Below are 25,332 nucleotides of genomic sequence, written 5' to 3'. Positions count from 1 at the left end.
TAAGAAGCGAAAAGCCATGCAAGAACATAAAAACCAGCCATTGACCGATTTTATAGAATACTCACACGATGAAATGTTAGCCCGTGCAAATGAATTTTTACAAACAAGCCAGCGCCGCCATAGCATTCGCAGTTTTAGTGACCGCCCAGTGCCAAAAGAGATTATCGAAACCTGTATAAAAGCAGCGGGTACAGCACCTAGTGGTGCAAACCACCAGCCTTGGCATTTTGTGGCTATTAACAGTAGCGATGTAAAAAAACAAATACGCGACGCGGCTGAAAAGCTAGAGCGCTCTTTTTACGAAGGGCGAGCAGGCGAGGAGTGGCTGGATGCATTAAAACCATTAGGGACTGACGCTAACAAACCCTACTTAGAGCATGCACCTTGGCTTATTGCTGTGTTTAGTCAAAAAAAGGGCGGCGTGAGTACTGACGATAAAAATACAAATTACTATGTGCATGAGTCTGTTGGGTTAGCAACGGGGTTTTTAATACAAGCTCTGCACCGAGCAGGCCTTGCAACACTTACTCACACCCCAAAACCTATGAGCTTTTTAACAGACATTTGTGGCCGCGATAAAGATAACGAGCGCCCTTATATGCTATTAATTGCAGGCTATCCGGATGAGCATGCAACAGTACCAATGCACGCCCTAGATAAAAAATCGATTGATGAAATAGCCAGTTTTATTTAATACCGTGCAAGGGGGAATAATCAATAGCAAGTACATCTCCCTCTTTAAGGCCAGCAATTACATGGTGCTTGTTATTAACCATTGTACCTAACCTTACGAAACGTTTAACTGGCGTTTCGTTTTCTAGTACATACACCATGTTTAATTGCCCAAACTCATGTACCCAACTTGGCTCAATTAAAATACCTTGAGCGCTTTTTGTAGGCAACTGCAACTGTGCGTAAAGCCCAGGAATTAACCCTAACTGTGCATTCGTGTCTAGGCGAATAAGCAAGCTACGCGCGCTATTGTCGGCAACAGGGACTATCTCGCTTACTACGGCAGGTGTTGTTATTGCCAAAGATGGAAGGGCCACATTTAAGCTATCTCCGAGTTTTAATTTTACAGCTTGTTGTTCACGCACATTAAATTCGAGCTGTAATTGCAATGGGTTATACACAGTAATAAGTGGCTTACCCGGTGTGGCGGTGTCGCCGGGCTCGGTTAAACGTTCAACCACAACCCCTGAAATGGGCGCTATAATTTGAGTATAATTTAGCGCCACTTTTGCTTGTGCTTGCTGCTGCTGAGCGGCGGCTAAATTAGCAGTGAGATTATCAAATTTAGCCTTAGCATCATCCAATTCACTAACAGACACCAACCCCTTAGCACTTAAATCACTCACTCTAGCTAATTGCTTTTGAGCTTGCGTCAACGATGCTTTCACCGCGTTAATATTCGCGTCGCTTTGTGCTAACGCCGCTTTAAAATCATCTTGCTTGAGGGTAATAAGTAAATCGCCTTTAGTGACCTTATCGCCCGCTCGTACTTTTAGCTGTTCAACCTGCGCCATAACATTTGATGAAATTTGCGTATTTTGTTTAGCAATTACACTACCCGGTACCTGCTCAATACCGGTGATGCTTTGCAGCGCAATGGTGACGCGCTGCCCCTGATAATTACTTTGCTGTGATTCTTTTAAACCAGCCGTTTGTTGGTCAGAAAAGCTGCCTGCCATGTAAAGCACAGCCATAATAATTACCAATAAAGCGATTAAAGCGCCGATTAGTTTTGATTTACCCTGCATGCGCTTCACCCTCTGAACTTGCAAACACTAAATAATAAACAAGTGGCACTACAAATAACGAAAATACAGTAGACGCCACAATACCAAAAATTATCGCAATCGCGAGCCCGCTGAATACCGGGTCAAGTGTGATTACTAAGTTACCCAATAAGGTCGTGCCTGCGGTTAGTAATACAGGGCGCATGCGCACTGTTCCAGCAGCAACCAGCGCATCTTTTATAGCCATACCTTGGCCTCTGGCTTGATTAATAAATTCGACTAAAATAAGCGAATTACGAACCACAATACCAGCAAGGGCAATCATCCCAATCATTGCTGTGGCGGTAAATAATACCGGCTCAGGAGCGCCAGCTATAGCACGTTCACCAAACTGATTTAATAACCAAAAACCTGGCATAATACCTATCACCGTGAGCGGAATAGCCGACATAATAATTAGCGACAAGCTCGCAGATTGTGTTTGTACACGTAAAATAATAAATATGGCACTAAGCGCAAAGGCAAATGCAATTCCCATATCCCTAAACACATCTATGGTAATACGCCATTCCCCCTCACCACTAAAGTTGGCATGCGTACCTTTAGGTAATTGCCATGGTGCAGTACCGCCATTGTTAAAAAAGTGGCGGTTTATCCACGGTGTTTTTTCAAAATAGTTAGGCTCGGCGTTAAAATCAGCATTTACGTCTGCAATAACCTCTGCTGGCGTTCGCCCGTTTAGCTCAGCCATAACATAAATTACATCGCGTTGATCTTTACGAACCCGAATGTCAGCAACCTGATGTTGCGTAAATTCACCTAATTCTGAAAGCGATACTAATGGCCTAGGTGCACTTTGTAAGCCAAATTCATTACTGGTTTTAGCTAAATCTCTATCTCCCCTTACTTGCAGTGCGAGTAATTGCGAAATTTGATTACGTTCGCTGTATGGTAACTGTAATTTAATATCAACAGGCTCAGTTTCAGAGCTTACGTAGAGTACACCCATGGTTTCACCTTGTGTTGCAACACTTAACGATTGAGCAATATTTTGAGTAGAAACTGCACTGATTGCCGCTTTGCTCTTATCGGTTACAAAACGCTGTAAAGGTGAAGATGCAACCATAGAGGTATCCACTTCGACTACGTGTGGCTCTTGCTTTAAACGTTCAGCTAATTGTTTAGCTGCTTGGTAATGAGTTTGCTCATCAACAAAATCATCTCGGTAAACCTCAGCAACTAAAGTACTTAATACGGGTGGACCAGGTGGCACTTCAACAACTTTTATTACTATGCCTTGTTTTGCTAAAGGTGCGAGCTGTTTACGTAAGCGCATAACCACAGCATGTGATTGATGCTCGCGCTCAGATTTATCAATCAATAACACTCTTAGCTCTGCTAAATGTGTCGCCTCACGGCGATAATAGCCACGTACCATGGCATTAAAATCCATGCTTGAAGGCTTACCAACGTAGGCTGCTATTTCACTTACTTCGTTTAATTGCCAAGTGAGTGTTTGCACTTGTTTGGTAAAGGCTGCGGTTCGTTCTAAATTTGTGCCCTCTGGCATGTCTATTAATACTTGTAGCTCGTTTTTATTATCAAACGGTAATAACTTTAAAGGCACTAAACGCATCACTGGTAGCATGGCGCTAATAATAAACAAAATTAATGTACCCCATAATACCCATTTTGCGCGCTGCTTTGAGACAAGCAGTGGGCTTAATAACGTTTGATAAATACTGATTTTGGGCTTAATTTCAGTGTGGGTATCTGTATTGGGCTTGAGTAACTTCATCGCAAGCCATGGCGTTACAAAAAACGCCACAATGGTGGATATCATCACGCTGATTGGAACGTTAAATGCCATAGGTGCCATGTATGGCCCCATCATGCCGGTAATAAATGCCAGCGGAATAAATGCCACCATAATCGTTAACGTAGACATAAGTAATGCACCGCGAATTTCGCTCATTGCGCCAACTATTTGCTGCTTTTTGCTGCCTTTTTTATTTAAAAAGCGGCTTATATTATCAATGCCTGTAATTGGGTCATCTACCAATAAACCTAACGATAAAATAAGTGCAAATAACGTTACTCGGTTAATGGTATACCCAAACGCAAAATCCAGTGCTAGTGTAATGCCATAGCAAATAGGCACCGCTAATCCAACAACAATGGCGGGTCGCCAGCCCAAAAACACTCCAACAAATATCACTACCGTAAATACAGCAAATACTAAGCTTGATGTTAGATTATTTACTTTTTCATTGGCGGTTTGCCCGTAATCTCTTAATACCGAGTAGCTCACTTCTAGCGGTAAAAGAGTACGTGATAATTCGGCCATCACTTGATGAACATCGTTTGCCACCGCCACGGCATTCGTGCCTGTTTGCTTAGCCACACTTAATGTGACCATGGGTAACTGTTGAGCATTAGAAGATTGTGCAAGCCATTGGTAATGTTCGCTCTCGCCAGGTCCGTCAATCACGCTTGCAATATCAAGTAAGTAAACACTCTTACCGTTTACTACATTCACTACAAGCTGCTCCACTGCAGACTTATTACGTAAAACGTCACCCGCTTGCAAAGCTATTTTTTGCTGACCATTTACAACACTGCCTAGTTGCGTAAGTTGATTAGATACACTTAATGCATAAAGTACATCGCTTATAGTCGTTTGGTGAGCAGCCAACGCGCTGGCATTTAAATTAATAGTGAGCGTGCGTTTACGCCCAGCAATCACTTTTACCTCGCTGGTGTTTTCAATACGTTGTAAAGCACTCGCAATTTCGTTTGCAAATCGTGTTAATTCGTAATCGCTATAGAGTTGTGGATCTTTGCTGTACAGCCCAAGCATAATAATGGGAACATCATCGACCTCAATGGGCCGAATTTGCCAATTTTTAATAACAGAAGGCATTGTATGCTGGTAACTATTAAGCTTGGCGTAGGTATCTAAAATAGCTTGTTCGCGATCATGCCCCACCTCAAACCTAAGTGTCACCACGCTAGCGCCAGTTTGTGTGGTTGAATAGATATGTTCAACACCGCCAAGCTGGGAAAGTAACTTTTCAAGAGGCTGAGTCACCAACCGTGTCACTTCGGGCGCTTCTACATTAGGAGCCGATACATATATATCAAGCATAGGCACTACTATTTGCGGCTCTTCCTCGCGAGGCGTTTGCTTTAAAGCAAACAGACCAAACAAAATTGATAACACAAAAATAATAACCGGAATACGACCCGTTAAACTGCTTTTTACTGCGTTATCAATCATGTTCATTACCACTACCCCTTACAAAACAAACCATACAATGTGCCTAAAAGATGAATAGCATTCTGATCAATCACACGGTAATAAATAGTTTGCCCCTCACGGCGAGTCGCAACAATATTCGTTTTTCTAAGGGCAGCCAAATGCTGAGAAAGTGCCGACTGCGCTAACGGCACCGCTTCATTAAGCTGTGTCACACTCATTTCGGTATCTTGCAACGAACATAAAATCATTAAACGATTTTTATTAGCTAAAATTTTTAATAGCTGCTCAGCTTGCTCAACGTTCCCCGCCATAGCAGTAAAATCAATATTCATATAAAGCTCTAATAATCTAATGTGATCGCAGTATAAATTGTTACATTAGAAAAGTCTAATATTAGGATTTACTAATATATAAAATACGATTATAGTAATTAGGTATTTAACTGGATAAGTGACCGACTATAATGAAACTCAATAATGCGCTTCGTCTGATCGCTGGCATAATGATTGTGATCTCAATTTTATTACAAACCTATCACGATCCTAGGTGGGTATATTTTACAGTGTTTATTGCCCTAAACTTGATGCAATCGGCTTTCACTAGCTGGTGCCCTATGATTACACTACTACGCAAATTTGGCGTTAAGGAATAAATATAATGCTTACTTCTATCCCCGATTTACTAAAAGTTATTACACCTAACCAACGACGTATCGACGCTGAGCAAGCAAAACAAGAGATTAGCGAAAACAAGGGCTTACTTATTGATGTGCGCGAACCCGCAGAACATGCCACCAATCCTGCTGTAGGCGCTATTAATATTCCGCGTGGCTTACTTGAAATGAAGTTGATGGAAATAGAAAAAGACGCTTCCCGCCCAATTTATCTGCACTGCGCTAGTGGTGCACGCGCCACATTAAGTGCTGAAGCAATTACACGTATAGGATATGAAAACGTCACCGTTATTACTTGTAACGCAACGCAAGTGTGTGAAGCTTTTTAATTATGGTAAACCCAAATAATTAGGGCCTTAGTTAGTAGACTCGACGATAAAAATCGTAGAGTCTACTGATTCAAGTTGGGCTTAATTTGTTTGAAAATAAAAGCGCGTTTCTGTTATTTTTTCAATAATGTCATACTCTAAGCCCATGTGGTTATACTCACCCTGAGTTGGTATTCTTGAACTGTAATTAACAACAACACCCCAATGGTTATCACTCACTCCTCCAAAAATTATGCTCATACTTTTGTCATCATTTTTAGTGATAGCAGCAACATTATAAGCATCCATTAACTCCCTAACTTGCTGAGTTTCTGCTGATAACTTCATTAGCTCTTCATTTTCACCTAACTTAAAAACTTTATAATTAGCTGAAGGAACAAATCCCGCATACTTAGAAGGATAATAAGTAACAAGTTGAGCTGGCGTGAAAAATGTATTATTTATTCGATAAACAAACATGTCGGTTTGCTGAATAAGATTTAGATCTTTTGACTGATTTAATTTAACAAGCTCATTCATCGTTACTCTTAAAAAGTCGTCAATTAAGCCTAACCGTTCTTCCTTACATGCTTGTTTTTTACATATCGTAACATTAGGTAATTTGGAGAGTTGTGTCTTATTAATATTTAAAAAATTGCGCCCCAAAACACCTAAATTAAAGTTTGCAAACGCTTGTTTATCTTTCTCACTTTTAAACTTAGTTGGGTGAATATCAAGAAAACTAAAAGGATAAAATAACGGCAGATACGCTAGTGGTAAATCACTTTTAGGTAATATATCTCCAGCATGCTTTAGAAATGCTCTATATTCTGTGTCTATATCCTCATTAAAATAAGGAGGCATACCACCGGCCTTAATAGTCGCCGCATTAATCAACAAACATAAAAACAGTCCATATCTCAGCATATTTTTTAAGGCCCTTATTAAGTGCTTTTTTGTATAGCAAAAGCTATTTTTTCTCATCAATTAGCGTAACAAGCATGTTTTCTATGTTTTTTACGCTATAGGTAAGTGCACGTATTAACTCTAGTTGGCTTTGCGGGCTTTCTTCATTTGATGATTTTGCTGGTGTGCTTGCGGTTAAGTTATCTTTTTGCTCAAGTATGGCTTCTCTGAATTCACTGGCATTTTCAACACCAAGTAATGACACCAGTGCACCGTGGCCAGACTGCCCTGCTGTTTCAAAACTTAAACGATACAGCCCAAACATGCGCATTATTGGGCCTTGACTTAGGCCTACATCGGTTATTTTTTCAAGTGGTATTGATTTTTCTTCTTTAAAAAATATCCCGCGTTTTACAACGAGTTTTTGCGTGAGCAATTGTGCTGACATAGCCGCCAATATTCGCCCTCCCACCAGCCACACAATCGCCAAAACAATAGGTAATAACGGAATGGTCACGAGTGCTAACACACTAAAAAAAGCGGCCATTAGCATCCAGTATTGCTGCACTTTAGGGTCGAAAGATGCACTTTTTAAAACGTGGTTATTCATAAGTTTATCCTTAATTTAATGAGAGCGTATACCCTGTACAAGGTCGTTTTTACGCCTTTAGATACTCAAGTTACGTGAACAGTAACTTTAATGCAATTTAACTTCTTACATTGAAATAAATTGTCACACTTCCTTTTATAATCTCCCTTTAAACAAAAAATATCTTCAACCTCAGTTCTGAACTGGCTGCATTTTACATAAAGTGTATTTTCACATTGGAACGCAAATACCATGGGTTAACACCCGTTTTTAATATGCTTTTAATTAGGCATAAAAAAAGCCGAGCAGGATTATGCTCGGCTTAGGTCTGGGAAAATATAACTGCTACTGTTTGTTTATAAGTATGCTCACATTTTCTCTATCTGGACCTATTACCTTAAAGGTGTAAGTACCTTGTTCGGTAATATTCAGTGCTATATTGGCACCTATTGCTTCGAGTGAAGTAAGTTCACCAATGGTGGCTACAGGTGCATCACCTGTACCTCCATAATCAACGGTACTCCAATCTTCAGACGCTACTTTAAATTCATAGTCGCCCGCTTCTAACTCTATGGATGTAGAGTAAACCGCGTTACCCTCGTACATCAGTGGGTTGTCTGTTCCCCATCCATTTAAGCTGCCGCGAATAAACACCGGTGTTGGTGCAAACATTTCAGCGTTAAGTACTTTGAGCGTTACATTATTTAAATCACTGGCATCAAATACAAACTGGTATTCACCTTGCTCGGCAATATCTAAGGTCATATTTGCGCCCGCAACCGATAACTGCTCTGCTGTGCCTATCATTACACTTGCATCACTCTCAGCCGATCCATAATCAACTGTGCTCCAATCTTCAGACGCTACTTTAAATTCATAGCTTGCAGCGCTCAGTGTTTTAGTAAAGGTGTAAATGCCTTTGCCTTGATAGCTCAGCTCATCAGTTATTCCCCAATCATTAAGCGTACCGCGCACATAAATAGCGGTGCCTACAAATGGCTCTTCGTTGAATAAAGTAAACGTTGGATTTTCAGGGTTTGAAGCATCAAGCGAAAATACATAAGTTGCATCAATGGCTGCATTAAAGGTCATGTTAGCACCTGAGCGCGTTAGTGGCTCACTTTGGTTTTCTACAACGTCTTTATCGGCATCAGAAAGCGCACCAAAATCAACCGTAGACCAATCTTCTGAGGCAATTTTAAATTCGTAATCGCCAGCACTGAGTGCAATTGCTATACGGTATTCACCTTCGCCAATATATTCAAATGCATCACGTGTGCCCCAGTCGTTTAACGTACCACGAACAAACACAGCGTTGCTGCCATAAGGTACTACATCAGGTGCGCCTACTGTTGCATTTGCACTTAAACCAGTACCTTGGCTCTCACCTTGGTTTTTAGCAAAAACAGCTAACGTATAAGGCGGTACAGTGAATGTGCCTTCGTTATCGCCTTCGGCAAAATTGGCGCTGGCCATGCTTGCATCAACACTGTTTTTTAATACGTCATGTAATTCAAAACCCGCTGCAGTGGCAATAGTATGGCTAAGAGTTTGCTCGGTTGCGTTAATTATCACAACAAGCGCATCAAGTGCTGGGTCTAAGTCTGTGAGTTCTTCACCATCATCAATGCTCATTACAATTAAGCCGTGCTGCTGGTTTTTACCCACATTGTGAAATCCGACACGGTCGATAACATCTTGTTCAGTTGTTAATCTAAATAACGGGCTTGCGCTGCGGATAGCCAAGAATTCTTGAAATACATCACCTGCATAAGCTATGTCTTGCGGCATTGCCTGTGCATCTGCATTAGCAGAGATAGGCATAATTTCAGACCATTTTTCTTGGTTCTTCTCTGCGTTTGGTAAACCAATGTTCCAGTTATTATTCTCTTTGGTTAAATCAACAGCATTAAACCAATCACCGGCATTATAGCTATCACGGTCCATTGACTTAGAACGCAGTAAATCAGCGCCCAATTGCATAAATGGGATGCCTTGGCTCATAAGTGGAATCGACAATGCCACATTGTGCGCGCGCACACGTTGCTCAATACTCATGCTTGATGCATGTTTGTATTGCAACTGATCCCACAGCGTTTCGTTATCGTGTTTTGATACGTAATGAATGCTGTCGGCAGGGTCAAGTGCATACGCCGTTGGTTGAGTGTTCCAAGTAAAGCTATTACCTTTAGATGAATTACCTTTAAAGTCTTTTAAAATGTAATTTTGTAAGTTGCCCGCCAGCGATAACCGTAACGTGTCTTGTTCAGCTAGGTTGCCATCTGTAGGGTTATTGCTAAACATTGCACCACCACGTACGGCTTCACGAATACGGTCGTTAAATGTGCCTACCTCTGAGCCTGCCATATCAGCTTGTTTAGCTTGTGTGAATAAACGATTGTTGGCTACTTCACCAAAATCCCAGCCCTCACCGTAAAAATAGTTGTCAGGGTCAACGGCTTGCACGGCTTCACGCGCAGCTAATATTGATGATTTAGGCATATGCCCCATTACATCAAATCTAAAACTGTCGTAGCCAAATTCACGCGCTAAAATAACCATTGAATCAGTAACAAACTTATCCATCATTACATGCTCTGTCGCTGTGTTTTCACAACAGGTTGAGCGCTCTATTTCACCACTTACTTCGCTATAGCGGTGGTAGTAACCTGGTACTAGCTTATCAAATACCGACTTATCCCAAATACCCGATGATGTTGTGTGGTTATAAACCACATCCAGTACAACACGAAGTCCTACTTCTTGCAGTGATTGCACCATAGCGCGTGTCTCAACTACGCGAGCAATGCCATCGCTGCTTGATGCATACGAGCCTTCAGGCGCAATAAAATGATGAGGATCATAACCCCAGTTAAAGCCATCTAAATCACGCATCGCACTGGCTAATGCTTGTGCATCGTCTGAGCCAGGTAGGTAACTTTGCATAATATCGACAATGGTGCTGTTTTTATCTTCGATTTTACATGCATCAGCTTCATCGTTAATACGCTCACATAATTTACCTAAGGTGTCTGTAATTTCCACACGCTGTGAAGCATCTTCTTCAATGGTGCCAATATCAGTCACTGGCAGTAAATGAAAGTGTGTTAAGCCTTTATCTGCTAATTGCTTAAGGTGCTGCATTGGCACGCTTTCAAGTTCAGTGAATGCAAGGTATTTACCACGGTTTGCTTCGCTTACTGATTGATCACGCACACTAAAATCACGTACATGGCCTTCATAAATAACCGCATCTTCTGGGTTAGTAATAGTAGGCACGATACGCTCATCCCAGCCTTCTGGTTTAGTGTCTTCATCGGCTAAATTAATCAGCTGGCTGTATAAGCCATTGGCAGATACATTGAGTGAGTAAGGGTCGGTACTCCATAGCGACTCTATTTGCTGAGTCAGTGGGTGGTAAACATCAAAATTAAAGCGATAGTAATGGCGGTCATATTGCGTATCTAAACTTACTTGCCAAATACCTGTCTGCGTATTTAATGTCATTGGCGTGGAGTGCACTTGTGTTTTTGCATCATCAAACACGTTTAGCACCATGTTATTAGCGGTGGGTGCCCACACAGTTACATCAATCGTGTTATTACCATAATTTACGCCAAGTAATGCCTCGTTAGCATCGTCTTCGCCTTGTGTGTAAAGGGCATCGAGTGCTTTAGCGGTTTGTACAAAGGTTGCTTCTAGTAGCTTGCCATCGGCATCGTAGCCTGCAACAACAAGCTGTTGCTTTATAAGCTGCTTTGCAGCATCTGCATCCCAATTTCCCTGATAAGCAGTCCAATCCGTTAAGTGTGGTACTTTTGCAGCTTGCTCATCAGTTAACTCGCTTGCAGTCAGCTCAACGGTTTCACCATTTAGCCCAGTGTCTAAATCAACCACCAAGTCAGCGGCTGCTGAAGAATGTAACTTAATGATTTGTGTAAGCTCATTACTTGGCTTATACAATACTGTATTTAAATCAATCCAATGTGCTGATGCACCATCTATCGCCACCGGACGTTCGCCCAAGCTTAAAATAGGGTATTCAAACACCGAAGGCTCACCATGAATGGTAAAGTTCATACGCTGAAACTTTTCATCGTCTTGCATAAGCGGCATGGTTAAATCAACATCACCAAACGCTTTACCCGATCCTTCTGTGCCAATGTGCACAATAAAGTTAGCACACTCGTTATAACCTTCTTTGAGGTTAATTATCCAGTAGGCACCATAGTTTGGGTCAATCCCATCGTATTCATGGCCGTTAGCCCAATCGCTCGTGTCAAACGGAGGTGCGTAAGCATCACACACATCGTTATTCCACGAATGTAATCGGTAACCTTCGTAGTTATCGTCGGCTAAACGGTTATAAAATAAAACCGCCTCACCTTCACCAGCAAATACAATAGGATCAGGCAATGTTGGGTCGGCGCCCACTACACAGCTTTCGTTTTTATCATCCGGTACAGTAGGCGCTGCACACGTTATAGGCTCAGGGTCCACACATTGCGAGCCTGCTTCGTTTGGTACTTGTGGCACATTACAGGTTAAAAGCTGCTGCCCCGACTTAACTTCATCTGTCCCACCACATCCTGCTAATATCATTAACCCTAAGGCTATTAGCAAATATTTAGACATTGTTATAATTTTCATTTTTAAACGCTCCGTTTGCTAATTAATGACTGTATGTAAAACCAAGATAAAACTGACGACCAAAGTACTGAGTAGTCCCTGTTCGCTGCTCTGAGCCAAAGTAACTTTGGGTTGGTTCATCGGTTAAGTTATTAACTTGCAAAAGCATGGTGAGTGAATCGCTAAAGCGATAAGACGTTTGAAAATCGATGACTGTTTCAGCATCAAAATTAACCACTTGTTCGTTAATGGCAACCTGCTCTGATACAAACTCATCGCGGTAACGTACATTAAGGCGGGTTTCAAAATCGTCTAAAGCATAAAATAACGTAGCATTAAGCACATTATTAGATAACCCAGGTAAAGATTGAACGAGAGTATCGCCCCCTAAACTCGTGATCGATTCAATTTCACTTTCGGTGTATGAGTAACTTGCATTAGCGCCTAAGCCATTAAATGGCTCTGGTAAAAAGGTAAACACTTGCGTATAGGCAAGCTCTAGCCCTCTAATGTAGCCACCTTCGCCATTATTAACTGCCGTGGTATAAATACCGTTTGTTGTAGCAACTTGCTCACCACTGACCGGATCTTCTATAGAATCAGGGACGTTAAAGCCATTACCTTTAAAGTCGAAGTTCTCAATCGATAACGTTTCAACAAACGAGTCTATATTTTTATAAAATAACGCCGCAGCAACAGTGCCGTTACCTTCTTCAAAATAATATTCGTAAGATAAGTCGTACTGGTCAGCATAAAAGGGTTTTAAAAATGGGTTGTTATTACTTGAACCGTTAATAACACCATCGTCACTTACGTTTGCGCTGGCATCGCCCGCTAAACGGTTAATTGGTGCACGCGACATAACTTTAGCCGCAGCAAAGCGTACAAGTGAATTGTCGTTAAGTTGCAGGTTTAAATTTAGCGAAGGCAGGTAATCTGTATATTTAGTGCCTAATACATTAGGCGCGTATAAATCATTTACAATGCCGTTCTCATCAACAATATTTTGCGCACCTAAGCGCGCATCGCCTGCTACATTTTCAAGTACGGTTGCTGATTGGTCGGTTTCGATACGGCGCACACCCACATTACCTGATAGGTCAAGGCCGGCAATTTGCGTGTTAATGTTTACCATCACGTACGCGGCTAGCACATCTTCAAACACCGAACCGCTTTGTAACACTGACCACGAATAGTTAGTTGTGTAACCTTGCGCGTCGTCTACGCCATCGGCGTTGCCCCATGTTTGAACGGGTTCTGGCGTGCCATCTGGAAACCACGCATTAAGTGCTTTATCTAAATCAATGGCTAAATACGATGGGAAATAACTAAAGTCGCCCTGCCAATCAACCACTGATGCCATATCGTCGGTTAAACGCAAAGGGGGCTGCGTTGTTGAAAATGCCCCGTCGTTACCGTACTCAAACACCGAGCGCTTTCGGCTGTATTCTCTATCTGAATAGCGTGCACCAAATTCTACTGAGCTAAAAATATCGCTTTCTAGCTCGTATTTAAAATCGAGTCTAAATGCCGTTACTTCATCTTCTGTTTGATCAGGGTAAATACCATATTTACTGACCATTACTCGGTCTATATCGCTAAAGGCGGCCGCCTGATTAAACCCAACGTCAGGTAAATTTAAGCCATTTAATTGATAGTTAATTGCAACGTTGTTATCAAATACCGGCGTTTCTGCATTGGCATCTTCAGCCACTAAGCTCCACAACAAACCGTTTCTAAAATTACTTTTTGCGCGAGAAAGCGCTACATCAGCATTAACATTTAGTCTATCGGTTACTTGCCAATTGGCATTAACGCCAAAGCTGTCTACTTCGTCAAAATCTTGGTTGTCGTCATTCACTATTTCAACACGGGTATAACTTTTCGAAGTACGATTAACAGCAGCACCAATTACAGCATTACCATCAAGTTGCGCATTTGCGTATGCTGCAGATGGGCCGCCTAATTTAACCCTAAAACCGCGGGCAAATGACTCTTTATCAAAGCGCGATAAAAACGCATCACCTTTTAATTTAAAATTATCTACCGGTGCCCACTCTATGGCAGCCAAATAGCCATTACGGGTTTCTTCACCGCCTAAATGCTGTAGCTCAAAGCCCTCGCTAATGTATTCACTTTCTGGGCTATCTATGGGGCCATCTGTGTCGTTTGGTACGCCATCAACATCTTTTCTATCGTTGTATGCAAGGCCAATGAACTGTGTTGCTACACTTGGCTGAAATAATCGCGCAAACCCCAGTGCTACACCTAATGTATCGTCTAGGTATTTGCCTTGATACGAAAAGCTAATTCGGTCACCAAACTCAGTGGCATCCGATACCTCAGATGCACGGTCGTTATACATACCGCGCACATTTGCTACAAATTTATGCGTTTGATCATTATTAAGTGGGCTAGCTGTTTCAAGCTCTACCGTACCTGCCACACCACCTTCTATAAGCGATGCCTTTGGCGATTTATATACCGCCGCAGAGCTAATTAATTCTGATGGGTATTGGTCAAACTCAATACTGCGGCTACCACTTGTAGATACCTGCTCACGACCGTTAAGTGTTGAAAATACAAAGCCGCCCGACAGCCCGCGTATATTAATTTGTGCAGCCTGCCCGCCAGTGCGCACAGCTGAAATACCTGGTAAACGAGTCAGTGCATCGGCCATTGAAATATCAGGCAATGCGCCTAAGTCATCAGCAGAAATTTGTTCTGACACCGTATCGCTAAATCGCTTTTGGTTAAGCGATTGAATTAAGCTGCGACTAAAGCCGCGCACTTCAATCACTTCTACATCGGTTTGAACTTGAGCGGGTTTGCTCGTCTCTTCAGGTGGTTCTTCAGTAGCGGCAATAGCACTATTGGCGGCAAATAATGCCAGCATGAGCGCATTTAATTTAAACTTTTGCATGTGTGTGCCTTTTGGTTATTGTTTTGTGTGGTGTGTCAGTGCAGTAAAAACACAACCAACAAATTGTAACCAAAAGGTGAATATTTTGTGATGAATACGTATGCAGTATAGCCTGCTTAGGCTGTAGCTATTTTGAGCAATTTAGCTAGCAATAGCTTAAATACTCACTACCACCCTAATGGCTAAGGCAACAAATACAAAACCCAGTACTTTGTCTAACCATGGATTGTGTTTAGTAAACCCAAAACGTTTTTTAGAAAACTCTGTTAGGGCGGCAACAAGTAAGTACCAACCGGTATCAATCACAAATACAGTTAAACACATCACCATTGCAATGCTTAGGGTAAGATTTTCTGGATCAATAAACTGTGAAAACAAGGCTAAAAAGAAAATAGCAAGTTTGGGATTTAAAAAGGCAATGGCAAACCCATCTTGTAATGCTTTAATGCTACTCACTTCGCTATTTTGTATTTTAAGTTCATCATTGTTGGGTTTAGACAATAAAATTTTAATTCCTAAGTAAGCTAAATAGGCAGCGCCTAAATACACTAACACCTGATACACAGTAGGAAACTGCAGCATTAACGCGCCTAAACCAAGTAATGAGGCTCCCGCATATAAGCCCACTCCAATACCGTGACTTAGCGCCGCTAGCATGCCGTTTTTCATACTGCCGTTGAGCGAATGCTTTAATACAACCGCAAGGCTTGGACCCGGCGACATTGCGCCCATCATACAAATAGCCACTAGGCCTAACCACATAGAAAGAGTCATTTACAGCTCGTCAATTTCAATAAATAATGTATAACCATGCACTTGCCCATAAAAACCGGTTATTGGCACTGCGCTAATTACTTTCCAGCCATCTTGATTTAATTCCTGTATGCGATCATTCAGCGCCGCTATATTTACCCCACCCATAAAGCGGGTCTTTCTAAATTCGATTACTTTTTGCATTTAAATCCCTGTGTATCTTATAACGTGTATTGAAAGTCGTAGTAATGTACACCGTTTTCAATGCGTATTTTCATACTACCGGCTAATCCTTCTAGCTCATCAGTGCCTGAGTCGGAAATTACATTTAAAATTAGGCTGTCTTGGCCTTTATCCATAGTGCCAAAATGCTGTAATACAAAGCTGCCTTTTTTGCCTTCAAGTTCGCCTATTACTTGCTCTATTGCTACATAACCAGCACTGCCTTGCACAGGTGTCATAGCGCTTAACATTTCGCCTTGGCTAGAAGCATTAAGCTTGCCTGTAAATGTTTTATCAATCGACATACGCCCTAAATTAATGCCGTTTTGTCCTTTGGCATAGCCATCTAGTGGGGCTAATGCCACCGTAAATTGGCCTGTTACTATGTTGCTTGTCATAACAATTCCTTATTGATGATTTTTAAAGCTATTGATTTTTAATCCAATGATGCCATATCTATACCTCAACTTATAAAAAGAATCCACTATGCCAAACAGTACCCCCGCAACCGAAAAAGCTGCCTTTAGCAGTTTATTGCCTATTTTTGCATTTATAAAACCCTATAAATGGATGGTTATAGCAGCCCTTGGCGCTTTATTAGTAACGGCTGGCGTTAATTTATCGTTAGGCCAAGGCGTTAAGTTTGTTATAGATCATGGCTTTATTGCGGGCTCTCAAGCGCAACTTCAACAAGCTGTATTGGTACTTATTGGTTTAATTAGCTTATTGGCTGTAGGCACATTTAGCCGATTTTATCTAATGTCGTGGATTGGCGAGCGAGTCAGTAACGATATTCGTAAAGCCGTGTTTAATCGCATTGTTACTTTGCACCCAAGCTACTTTGAAGAAAACCGCAGTGGCGAGCTTATGTCGCGTTTAACAACCGACACCACTTTACTGCAATCAATTATTGGCTCATCGTTTTCTATGGCGCTGCGTAGCGCATTAATGCTGGTTGGCGGTTTGGTAATGTTATTAATTACCAACTTAAAGCTTACGCTCGTAGTGGTTGCGTGTGTGCCGCTGGTATTAGTGCCGATGATGGTATTTGGCAAAAAGGTGCGTAAACTTGCAAGCTCGAGTCAAGACGCCATTGCCGATATAAGCACCTATGCCGGCGAGATCATTCAAAATATTAAAGTGGTACAAAGCTATAGCCACGAAACACAAGAGCAACATGCTTTTGCACTTGAAACCGAAAAAGCCTTTAACGTTGCCAAAAGCCGCATTAAACAGCGCTCGTTTTTAATTGCCGCTGTAATATTTTTAACCTTTAGTGCCATCAGCGCAATGCTGTGGGTTGGCGGCAGTGATGTACTGGCAGGCACTATGACCGGGGGGGAACTGGGTGCGTTTGTGTTTTATGCCATTATGGTAGCAATGTCGGTGGCAACGGTTGCTGAAGTGTACGGTGAACTACAAAGAGCGGCAGGTGCAGCCGCCCGCTTACTTGAATTACTTGCGGTAAAAAGTGAAATTGAAAATCCTGAAAACCCACAAGACGCTAAGCTACAAAATAACGCAAGTTTACCTGCAATCTCGCTTGAAAATATCAGCTTTAATTATCCGTCTCGCCCGGATGTCAGTGCACTTAACAAAATAAGCTTAAGCATTTCGCAAGGTCAAACAGTCGCTATTGTTGGCCCATCTGGCGCAGGTAAAACAACCTTATTTGAGCTACTACAGCGCTTTTACGACCCAGCTAGTGGCGCAATAAAATTTCACGATATTGATATTAAGTCGCTCTCTTTAAACACTCTGCGCGATAAAATGGGCATGGTGGCACAAAACCCTATTTTATTTAGCTCAGATGTAATGCATAACATTCGTTACGGCAATCCAAACGCCACTGATGAACAAGTATACGCTGCTGCAAAACATGCTCATGCCGATGAATTTATTAAACAATTACCACAAGGTTACAACAGCTTTTTAGGCGAGCAAGGCGTTAGGTTATCCGGTGGGCAAAAGCAGCGTATTGTACTTGCTAGGGCTATTTTAAAAGACCCAGAAATACTCCTTCTTGATGAAGCTACCAGCGCACTCGATGCGCAAAGCGAGTACCACGTTCAAGCCGCGCTTGAGCACTTAATGCAAAATCGCACCACGCTTATAATTGCGCATAGGCTAGCAACAGTTATTCATGCAGATATGATTGTAGTTATGGAGAATGGAGAAATTATTGCAACGGGCACTCACCAAGAATTAGTAGCAAGCAACCCGTTGTATCAAAAGCTGTGTGAATTACAGTTTAATAAAGACTAGGGTCTTAACAGATTAAAATTCGCACAGGCTAGGCGTTAACCCTCTGTGTTTGGCACTATTTGAATTTCTACACGGCGGTTTTGAGCACGGCCACTTGCAGTATCGTTAGTGGCAATTGGCCGTGTTTCACCAAAGCCGCTAGTGCTAATGCGTGCTGCCATAATATCTTGGTTAGCTAAGTAAGCCTTTACACTTTGAGCACGTTCGCGCGATAAGTTCATGTTGTAGCTATCTTGGCCTGTGCTATCTGTATGCCCTTCTACGCTTAGGTAGGTTTTTTCATACTTGTTCATAACTTTAGCAATGGCGTTTAGCGTATCGTTAAACCCTGTTGAAATGTATGATTGGTCGGTTGCAAAAGTAATATTAGATGGCATAACTAAGCGCAAGTTATCGCCTTCACGTACCACCTCAACACCCGAGCCGGCTAATTCATCACGAAACGCTTCTTCTTGCTTATCCATGTAGTCACCTACAGCAGCACCTGCTAATGCGCCAATAGCAGCACCAATAAATATACGCTTATCTTTGTGGTTACCTGTTGCTTTACCCAACACGCCACCAGCAGCTGCACCAATTGCCGCGCCTTTGCCGGTGTTATTCATTTCGCAACCTGAAAGTAATACGGCTACCACTGTAACGCTTAAAAGTGATTTTGATAATGTCATGATGATGTCCTATTCATTTAGAATTTAGCAACAGTATGAAATTACCTGTATGAACAAACTATGAAGTGCGTAACAATCGCCTTATAATTTTGTTATTAACCCTACAAAATTGAGTTTTAATAAATATGTCACATTCCTTTGTGACAATTTAATGAAATCAAAAAAGGATAAAAGCGCAATGCTAATTGCTATTTTTAGACAGTTTTTTTTACTTGGCTGCATGAGCTTTGGTGGTCCAGCGGCACACTTAGGCTATTTTAAGCGCCACTTTGTAGATACACTAAATTGGATCACCAACACACGCTATGCGCAATTAATTAGTTTAAGCCAAGCATTGCCGGGGCCTGGGTCGAGCCAAGTAAGCTTTGCTATTGGCGTTGAACGCGCAGGGATATTAGGTGGTATTACCGCGTTTGTTGGTTTTACGTTGCCATCTTTTTTAATTATGGTGATATTGGCTGTTAGTGCACACCAATTTGATGCCGTTTACTATGCCATTATTGCGGGCTTAAAATTATTTGCCGTGGTTATTGTAGCCGACGCCACACTGTCTATGGCTAAAAGCTTTTGCACAAGTGCGGTGCTTAAGTTACTTGCCGTATTAAGCACCTTAGCGCTTGTTTTACTGCCGGTGTTAAGCACGCAAATTGCAGTTTTAGTTATTGCTGCAACTGTTGGTGCTATATTGCCTTTACTAAAATTAGGCGAGGCAAATCAAAATACTAACACCAACACAAAAAGTAATATTAACTGGGTTGCGCTGAGCTTATTTGCATTGTTACTGGCAATTAGCTTTGCCCCGCTTGGAAAAGAATTTGCATTATTTGCGCCTTTTTACCAAGCAGGCGCTATGGTGTTTGGTGGTGGGCACGTTGTATTACCCGTATTGCAAGCAGGTGTACCTGCGTTAAGTGACGATCAATTTTTAAGTGCCTATGCCAGCGCTCAAGCAATCCCTGGCCCTATGTTTACTATTGCTACTTATTTAGGTGCACAACTTAATACTGCGCAGCCTTTATTTGGCGCACTGGTTGCCACGTTATTAATTTTTGCGCCCGGCTTTTTATTGATGTTAGCATTTCAAAAAAGCTGGCTTAACTTGGCTAATAAACCGCGTTTTGCTAGTTCAATTGCCGCACTTAATGCCGCCGTTGTGGGCTTTTTGGCCGCAGCTTTATACTCACCTATTTGGACATCGGCAGTGCACAGCTGGTTACATATTGGGTTAGTTGTTGTAGCTTTTGCATGGCTACGACTTAAAAAGCCACCTATTTGGTGGCTATTAATATTATTTATTAGTGTGGGTCTTGCACAGCATTATTGGGCACTTTAATACTGGGTTTTTCAGTTTGCCCTGCATTGGTTGGTGGGCTTAACTGCCCACTCACACTTTGATAGGCGCGCAATCCAAAAATAGGCAGCACGGCAAGTAAGTGATCCATTATTTCGGCTTGCAAATGTTCGTAAGAAATCCAGCGCTTATCTTCACTAAAGCAGTAAAACTCAATAGGTAAACCGTGGTTTAAAGGTTGAAGCTCCCGCACCATTAAAGTAAGCGAAGAGTTTATTTTACTATGCTGCTTTAAATACCCTTCGGCATAACGACGAAACAGCCCTAAATTAGACACAGGCTCTGGCAATGCCGATACACGAATATACTCGTGCAGTGGAATAGCGGCGTCTATTTGCGCTCTAAACTCGTCGTTTACTAGGCAAATGCTGTTCATATCAATATTGAGTGAGCGCTTAATACGCCTTCCACCCGACTCCTGCATACCACGCCAGTTTTTAAACGAGCCTGCCACCAGCATGTACGTAGGAATAGTCGTAATAGTGTTATCCCAGTTACGTACTTTTACCGTGTTTAAGCCTAAGTCTATTACCTCACCATCGGCGCCATAATTATCAACTTGGATCCAATCACCATAAGTCACTAATCGGTTAGCCGCAATTTGTATACTGGCAACAAACCCTAAAATCGTATCTTTAAATACTAATAAAGTGACGGCGGCAATCGCACCAAAACCCGAAAGAATATACGTCGGTGATTTTTCAAGCACAATACTAACAATTAAAATGCCACAAACAATAAAGGTAATTAGTTTTACAACTTGCACAAGGCCCTGAATAGGGACTTCTCGGGCAAAGTCTAATTGGTTATAAATAGCAGCAGCAAGACTAACAATACTGCTAATAATAAAACCGGTATAAATAATTAATAAAGCTTGGCCTATGGTTTTAAGTATTTCAGCCGCTAACTCACCAACCGGATATACACTATCGAAGGTGGCTAAAAACAATACACAACACAGTAGCCCAGCAATACGCTTATTAAGCTTAGTTAACATTGGAGAAAGCGCGCCAATACGCTCTGGCGATAACTTAGTAACCACCTTTTGAATACCTGGCAGCATAAGCCTGCGAGTAAATAAATACACAACAAATAACGAACAAATGCCAATGGCGGTAGCCGTTAGTGCACTAAAAAAAGCAGCGTCGGGGACGTTTTCAAACCAAGGGGCAATTAGCTCTTGTATATGGGTGTTGGTCATAGTGTTTTGGCTTCCTTACTAATTTGTGCATCTGGCATAGCTTGCTGAGCATAAATACCTGCCAATTGCTTATCTTTTGCAACCCATAAGTCGTTCACATACTGTTGAAAGTTAGCTTTGAACGCTTCATCTGTTTGGTAACTACCTAACATAGTGTCGGTAATAGCCATTACATCAATTGATACGTGAATAGAGTCTAGCTCACCTTTTAATAAGTTGCGGCACACATGATCTGACTTACCGCTATAAACCAAACTGGTATTTAACATAGCATCAAACTGGGTTCCAAGTACCTCAAGTGCAAATGCAATTCCGCCTGCTTTTGGCTTTAGTAAATGCTTAAACGGGCTTTGTTGTTGTGCATGTTTAGCGGGGGTATAACGCGTTCCTTCAACAAAGTTGATAATAGTTGTTGGGTGGTTACGAAAGTTACGACAGCTGTTTTTGGTACGCTCTATGTCTAACCCTTTAAGCTTTGGGTTTTGAGCTATTTGCGCTTTGCTTACACGTTTCATAAATGGCATTCCCATCGCCCACGCACCTGTGCCAATAAATGGCACATATTTTAAATCGTCTTTTAAAAAAAACTTAGGAGCGGGTAACGCATGCATCGAACTAAGCACCGTAATATCTAACCAACTCATATGGTTACAAATTAATAAGTACCAACTTTTTGAGTTTAAATCACCTTTTACATCAATTTTAATGTCTGGGCAGCCTAGCCATAAACCCAATCGATTACCATTACACCATCCCCGATAAGCGCTATGTAATAAACGATTAACAGCATGAATGGGCAGTAATAGTTTCACTAATCCCAAAAGTAATACCAACACGCCAAAAATTATAAGATTAGTAAATAATACGCAGCCTACAATTAGGCCGTTTAGCCAATTTGGTAACCATTTTTTTAGCATAACTGTAAGCTCACCGTGTTATTTTGTACTTGTTGGACCGTCAAGTGATTGCAACGTTTGTTCTTTTTCTTCCCATAAACGATTTAACTCGCTTTGAAAACGAACTCTAAATTCAGAATCACCCGTGTAATCACCAATTAACTCATCACTTACCGGCATGACATTCACGTGTACATTAATATTTTTTACTTTCCCACCAGCAAAGTCCATAAACGTAGGAATACCGTCAGGGTAATGCAATGTAACATTCACTACTTGAGAAATTTGCTCACCCATTGCTTGCATAACAAAGGCAATGCCACCGGCTTTTGGTTTTAATAAATGCGGAAATGGGCTTTGCTGTTTTGCATGTTTACTTTGTGTAAAGCGCGTACCTTCAACAAAGTTAACTACCGTTACAGGCATTTCTTTAAATTTTTCGCAGGCTTTGCGTGTTGTTTCTAAGTCTTTACCACGTAGTTTAGGGTTCTTTTTAAGCTGGCTTTTACTGGTGCGCGTCATAAATGGAAAGTCGAGTGCCCACCAACATAATCCCAAAACAGGCACATAAATAAGCTCTTTCTTTAAAAAGAAATTTAAAAACGGAATTTTACGATTAAATACGCGCTGTAATACTAAAATGTCTACCCAGCTTTGATGATTGGCAATCACCAAGTACCAATCTTTTAGTTTAAGAGAATCCAAGCCCGTCACGTTAAGTTTTGTTGGTGTAAACAGCCGCTGGTTTAAGGTATTAAACGACACCCAAATAGTGGCGCACTGTTTAGCAATCCAGCTCAATAACTTTTGTAATGGTTTAATAGGAATAAGCTTTAATAAGCCACAAATAAAAATAGGTATAAACCAAAAAAGTGTGTTTAATGCATAAAAAATAAGACTAAAAACACTACGAATAACTGACATTACTTCTATTCCTTTAACGGTGCGCAGCATTAAACACTGCGCATTTATACTTAAAAATTAATCTTCAAAATAGGTATAACCTTCAAGGCCCGCATTGAGCTCGGCTAAATAACCCGCTTTACACTGCTCTGAGGCATCTAGTTTATTAATTTGATAAGCAAAATTTTCGGCTAAAATAGCGCTATCGTAATCAACAAACTTTAATACATCCTTAACGCTATCACCTTTTATGGCATTGGTTAATACATAGCCGTCGTCGTTTAGCTCAACATGCACTGAATCGGTATCGCCAAATAGGTTATGTAAATCGCCTAAAATCTCTTGATACGCGCCCACCATAAACATAGCAAGGTGGTATTGTTCGCCATGCTTATATTCAGGGATTGGCAAGCTGGTTTCAATACCTGCACCTTCAACGTATTCGCGTATTTGCCCATCCGAGTCACAAGTAATATCTTGAATAATGGCGCGCTGAGTAAGGGGTTGCGTTAAGTTTTCGATTGGCATAACCGGAAACAACTGCTGTATGCCCCACACATCTGGTAACGACTGAAACAGTGAAAAATTAACAAACAGTTTATCTGCTAACTTTTCATTTAGATCGTCGAGTACTTCTCGGTGTGCGCGGGCGTTATTACTAAGCGACGCACGCACGCGGTGTAAAATAGTAAAGTAAAGCTGCTCTATTTTCGCCCACTCTAGCATGCTTACTAAACCGTGTACGTACTGATCGTGTGCTTCGCTAAATAAGTGCATCGCGTCGTGATAAATTTCGAGCGCCATACGCGGATTCAAACGCTGTAAACATTGCCACATTTCATCAAGCACTAACACGCTGTTTTCAAGCGGTGGTTCAGGGTTTAAATGATTAGGTGCTTTTTCAACGTCAATCACATCGGTAATGAGTACCGCATGATGGGCGGTTAAAGCACGGCCTGACTCGGTAATAATAGCTGGATGGGTTAAATCGTGTTGGTCGCACACTTCCGCAAACGCATTGACTACGTTACGGGCGTACTCTTCCACTGTGTAGTTCATTGAGCACGCACTGCGAGAGCCCGAGCCTTCATAATCAACGCCTAAACCGCCACCTACATCAACCGTATTCAGTGGTACGCCTAGTTGCGTTAGCTCTGCAAAGTGACGCGCACACTCACGAAGTGCGCGGTGTATATCACGAATATTGGCAATTTGAGAGCCAATATGAAAATGCACCATTTGCATTAAGTGTAATTTATTGTGTTTTTTAAGTACTTCTACTGCGCTTAATACTTGCCCTGCAGTTAAACCAAACTTACCTTTTTCGCCACCGGTATTTTGCCACTTACCTTTACCCACAGAATTTAAGCGTATGCGAATACCAATTGCAGGCTCTATGCCTAAGTTATCTATTTCTTCAAGTAAGGTGGTTAGCTCTGATAGCTTTTCGACCACTATTTTTACGCTGTGCCCCATGGCCTGACCAATGCACGCTAAACGTAAAAATTCGCTGTCTTTGTAGCCGTTACATACAATAGTGATTGGCTCTTTTGCCACACCTAAAATAGCCATTAGCTCAGGTTTTGAACCCGCTTCAAGACCAACTAAACCACTTGGGTGCGCCAATAACTTACTCACCACAGAGCGCTGCTGATTTACTTTAATAGGATAAACACAGGTGTATTTGCCATTATATTCGCGGCTACTGCGCGCTTTAGTAAAAGCATTAGTAAGCGTATCTACACGATTTTTTAAAATGTCGGTAAAGCGCACTAAAACAGGCAATGTTAGCCCTTGCTGTTTAAATTGCTCTGTTAAGTCTGTTAAAGAGATTGCGGCTTTACTTTGATCGCCGTCGGGGTAGGCAACCAATTCGCCTTGTGCATTGATATCAAAATAGCCATCACTCCAATGAGCAACATTATAAGTAGCACGTGCTGTTTCTAAACCCCAGGTCATGGCAACTCTTCTTTCGTCAATTAGGTATAAAGGCGCATTTTAATACGTCGCTATCCCCTAGGCTAACAAAAATTGAACTTTCACT

General features: G+C 41.6%; 20 protein-coding genes. 5 read left to right on the top strand and 15 right to left on the bottom strand.

Annotated features, from left to right (window positions below):
* The first annotated feature begins 16 nt into the window (after positions 1 to 16).
* Positions 17 to 694, top strand: coding sequence for a nitroreductase family protein (locus tag AC27JL_RS16420; RefSeq protein ID WP_008130030.1), 678 nt, complete (start codon positions 17 to 19; stop codon positions 692 to 694).
* On the opposite strand, the gene AC27JL_RS16415 is transcribed toward AC27JL_RS16420, so the two are convergent.
* Genes AC27JL_RS16415 through AC27JL_RS16405 form a run of 3 tightly spaced genes read right to left on the bottom strand, consistent with a single transcriptional unit; the run spans position 687 to position 5,333 of the window.
* The gene (locus AC27JL_RS16415) at positions 687 to 1,760 is read right to left on the bottom strand and encodes an efflux RND transporter periplasmic adaptor subunit (protein ID WP_487196094.1); all 1,074 of its coding nucleotides are present in this window, start codon (positions 1,758 to 1,760) and stop codon (positions 687 to 689) included. The two genes, AC27JL_RS16420 and AC27JL_RS16415, sit on opposite strands and share 8 nt — an antisense overlap.
* Complete coding sequence (locus AC27JL_RS16410; RefSeq protein WP_487196093.1) at positions 1,750 to 5,025, bottom strand: efflux RND transporter permease subunit; 3,276 nt, start codon at positions 5,023 to 5,025, stop codon at positions 1,750 to 1,752. Before AC27JL_RS16410 ends, AC27JL_RS16415 begins: the two co-directional genes overlap by 11 nt.
* A 5-nt stretch (positions 5,026 to 5,030) precedes the next feature.
* Positions 5,031 to 5,333: an ArsR/SmtB family transcription factor gene (locus AC27JL_RS16405; RefSeq protein ID WP_006794225.1), complete on the bottom strand. Its 303-nt coding sequence runs from the start codon at positions 5,331 to 5,333 to the stop codon at positions 5,031 to 5,033.
* 131 nt (positions 5,334 to 5,464) lie between these two features.
* On the opposite strand from AC27JL_RS16405, the gene AC27JL_RS16400 reads away from it, so the two are divergent.
* Both AC27JL_RS16400 and AC27JL_RS16395 read left to right on the top strand, forming a co-directional pair.
* On the top strand, positions 5,465 to 5,653 hold the full coding sequence (locus tag AC27JL_RS16400) for a YgaP family membrane protein (protein WP_006794224.1): 189 nt from the start codon (positions 5,465 to 5,467) through the stop codon (positions 5,651 to 5,653).
* 5 nt (positions 5,654 to 5,658) lie between these two features.
* Positions 5,659 to 6,003 carry a rhodanese-like domain-containing protein gene (locus tag AC27JL_RS16395; RefSeq protein ID WP_039038386.1) on the top strand — a complete coding sequence of 115 codons (345 nt, stop codon included), beginning with the start codon at positions 5,659 to 5,661 and terminating at the stop codon, positions 6,001 to 6,003.
* 81 nt (positions 6,004 to 6,084) lie between these two features.
* Here the strand turns inward: AC27JL_RS16395 and AC27JL_RS16390 are convergent, their stop codons facing one another.
* The 7 genes from AC27JL_RS16390 to AC27JL_RS16360 all read right to left on the bottom strand — a co-directional run bounded on the left by AC27JL_RS16390 (position 6,085) and on the right by AC27JL_RS16360 (position 16,402).
* Positions 6,085 to 6,846: a hypothetical protein gene (locus AC27JL_RS16390; RefSeq protein ID WP_487196092.1), complete on the bottom strand. Its 762-nt coding sequence runs from the start codon at positions 6,844 to 6,846 to the stop codon at positions 6,085 to 6,087.
* Between the two features lie 106 nt (positions 6,847 to 6,952).
* Positions 6,953 to 7,498, bottom strand: a complete 546-nt coding sequence (locus AC27JL_RS16385) for a PH domain-containing protein (protein WP_487196091.1) — start codon at positions 7,496 to 7,498, stop codon at positions 6,953 to 6,955.
* Between the two features lie 324 nt (positions 7,499 to 7,822).
* Positions 7,823 to 12,127: an alpha-1,6-glucosidase domain-containing protein gene (locus AC27JL_RS16380; RefSeq protein WP_487196090.1), complete on the bottom strand. Its 4,305-nt coding sequence runs from the start codon at positions 12,125 to 12,127 to the stop codon at positions 7,823 to 7,825.
* 22 nt (positions 12,128 to 12,149) lie between these two features.
* Positions 12,150 to 15,029, bottom strand: a complete 2,880-nt coding sequence (locus AC27JL_RS16375; protein WP_487196089.1) for a TonB-dependent receptor — start codon at positions 15,027 to 15,029, stop codon at positions 12,150 to 12,152.
* Between the two features lie 156 nt (positions 15,030 to 15,185).
* Entirely contained in the window at positions 15,186 to 15,803 is a 618-nt protein-coding gene (locus tag AC27JL_RS16370; RefSeq protein ID WP_487196088.1) for a LysE family translocator, read from the bottom strand.
* A complete protein-coding gene (locus AC27JL_RS16365) occupies positions 15,804 to 15,986 on the bottom strand; it encodes a hypothetical protein (protein ID WP_006794217.1) in 183 nt (60 codons plus the stop codon).
* A 17-nt stretch (positions 15,987 to 16,003) separates the two neighbouring features.
* On the bottom strand, positions 16,004 to 16,402 hold the full coding sequence (locus tag AC27JL_RS16360; protein ID WP_243532398.1) for a DUF3224 domain-containing protein: 399 nt from the start codon (positions 16,400 to 16,402) through the stop codon (positions 16,004 to 16,006).
* An 88-nt stretch (positions 16,403 to 16,490) separates the two neighbouring features.
* On the opposite strand from AC27JL_RS16360, the gene AC27JL_RS16355 reads away from it, so the two are divergent.
* Positions 16,491 to 18,269: an ABC transporter transmembrane domain-containing protein gene (locus AC27JL_RS16355; protein WP_487196087.1), complete on the top strand. Its 1,779-nt coding sequence runs from the start codon at positions 16,491 to 16,493 to the stop codon at positions 18,267 to 18,269.
* A 35-nt stretch (positions 18,270 to 18,304) separates the two neighbouring features.
* Here the strand turns inward: AC27JL_RS16355 and AC27JL_RS16350 are convergent, their stop codons facing one another.
* Complete coding sequence (locus AC27JL_RS16350) at positions 18,305 to 18,937, bottom strand: YiaD family glycine zipper/OmpA-like lipoprotein (protein WP_487196086.1); 633 nt, start codon at positions 18,935 to 18,937, stop codon at positions 18,305 to 18,307.
* 178 nt (positions 18,938 to 19,115) lie between these two features.
* On the opposite strand from AC27JL_RS16350, the gene chrA reads away from it, so the two are divergent.
* A complete protein-coding gene (chrA, locus tag AC27JL_RS16345) occupies positions 19,116 to 20,270 on the top strand; it encodes a chromate efflux transporter (protein WP_487196104.1) in 1,155 nt (384 codons plus the stop codon).
* Here the strand turns inward: chrA and AC27JL_RS16340 are convergent.
* From AC27JL_RS16340 to speA, 4 genes are read right to left on the bottom strand one after another with little or no spacing between them, the layout of a single operon-like run.
* Positions 20,233 to 21,489: a mechanosensitive ion channel family protein gene (locus AC27JL_RS16340; protein ID WP_138740603.1), complete on the bottom strand. Its 1,257-nt coding sequence runs from the start codon at positions 21,487 to 21,489 to the stop codon at positions 20,233 to 20,235. The two genes, chrA and AC27JL_RS16340, sit on opposite strands and share 38 nt — an antisense overlap.
* A complete protein-coding gene (locus AC27JL_RS16335) occupies positions 21,486 to 22,406 on the bottom strand; it encodes a 1-acylglycerol-3-phosphate O-acyltransferase, YihG family (protein WP_010557733.1) in 921 nt (306 codons plus the stop codon). Before AC27JL_RS16335 ends, AC27JL_RS16340 begins: the two co-directional genes overlap by 4 nt.
* Before the next feature lie 18 nt (positions 22,407 to 22,424).
* Entirely contained in the window at positions 22,425 to 23,309 is an 885-nt protein-coding gene (locus tag AC27JL_RS16330; protein ID WP_487196085.1) for an acyltransferase, read from the bottom strand.
* Between the two features lie 57 nt (positions 23,310 to 23,366).
* A complete protein-coding gene (gene speA / locus AC27JL_RS16325) occupies positions 23,367 to 25,247 on the bottom strand; it encodes a biosynthetic arginine decarboxylase (RefSeq protein ID WP_010557735.1) in 1,881 nt (626 codons plus the stop codon).
* Between the last annotated feature and the right edge of the window lie 85 nt (positions 25,248 to 25,332).

It is taken from the genome of Pseudoalteromonas sp. 4NS20-0020 (genome assembly GCF_057554385.1).
Note: the sequence above shows the minus strand (reverse complement) of the source record. Positions and strands in the feature narration are given on the sequence as shown.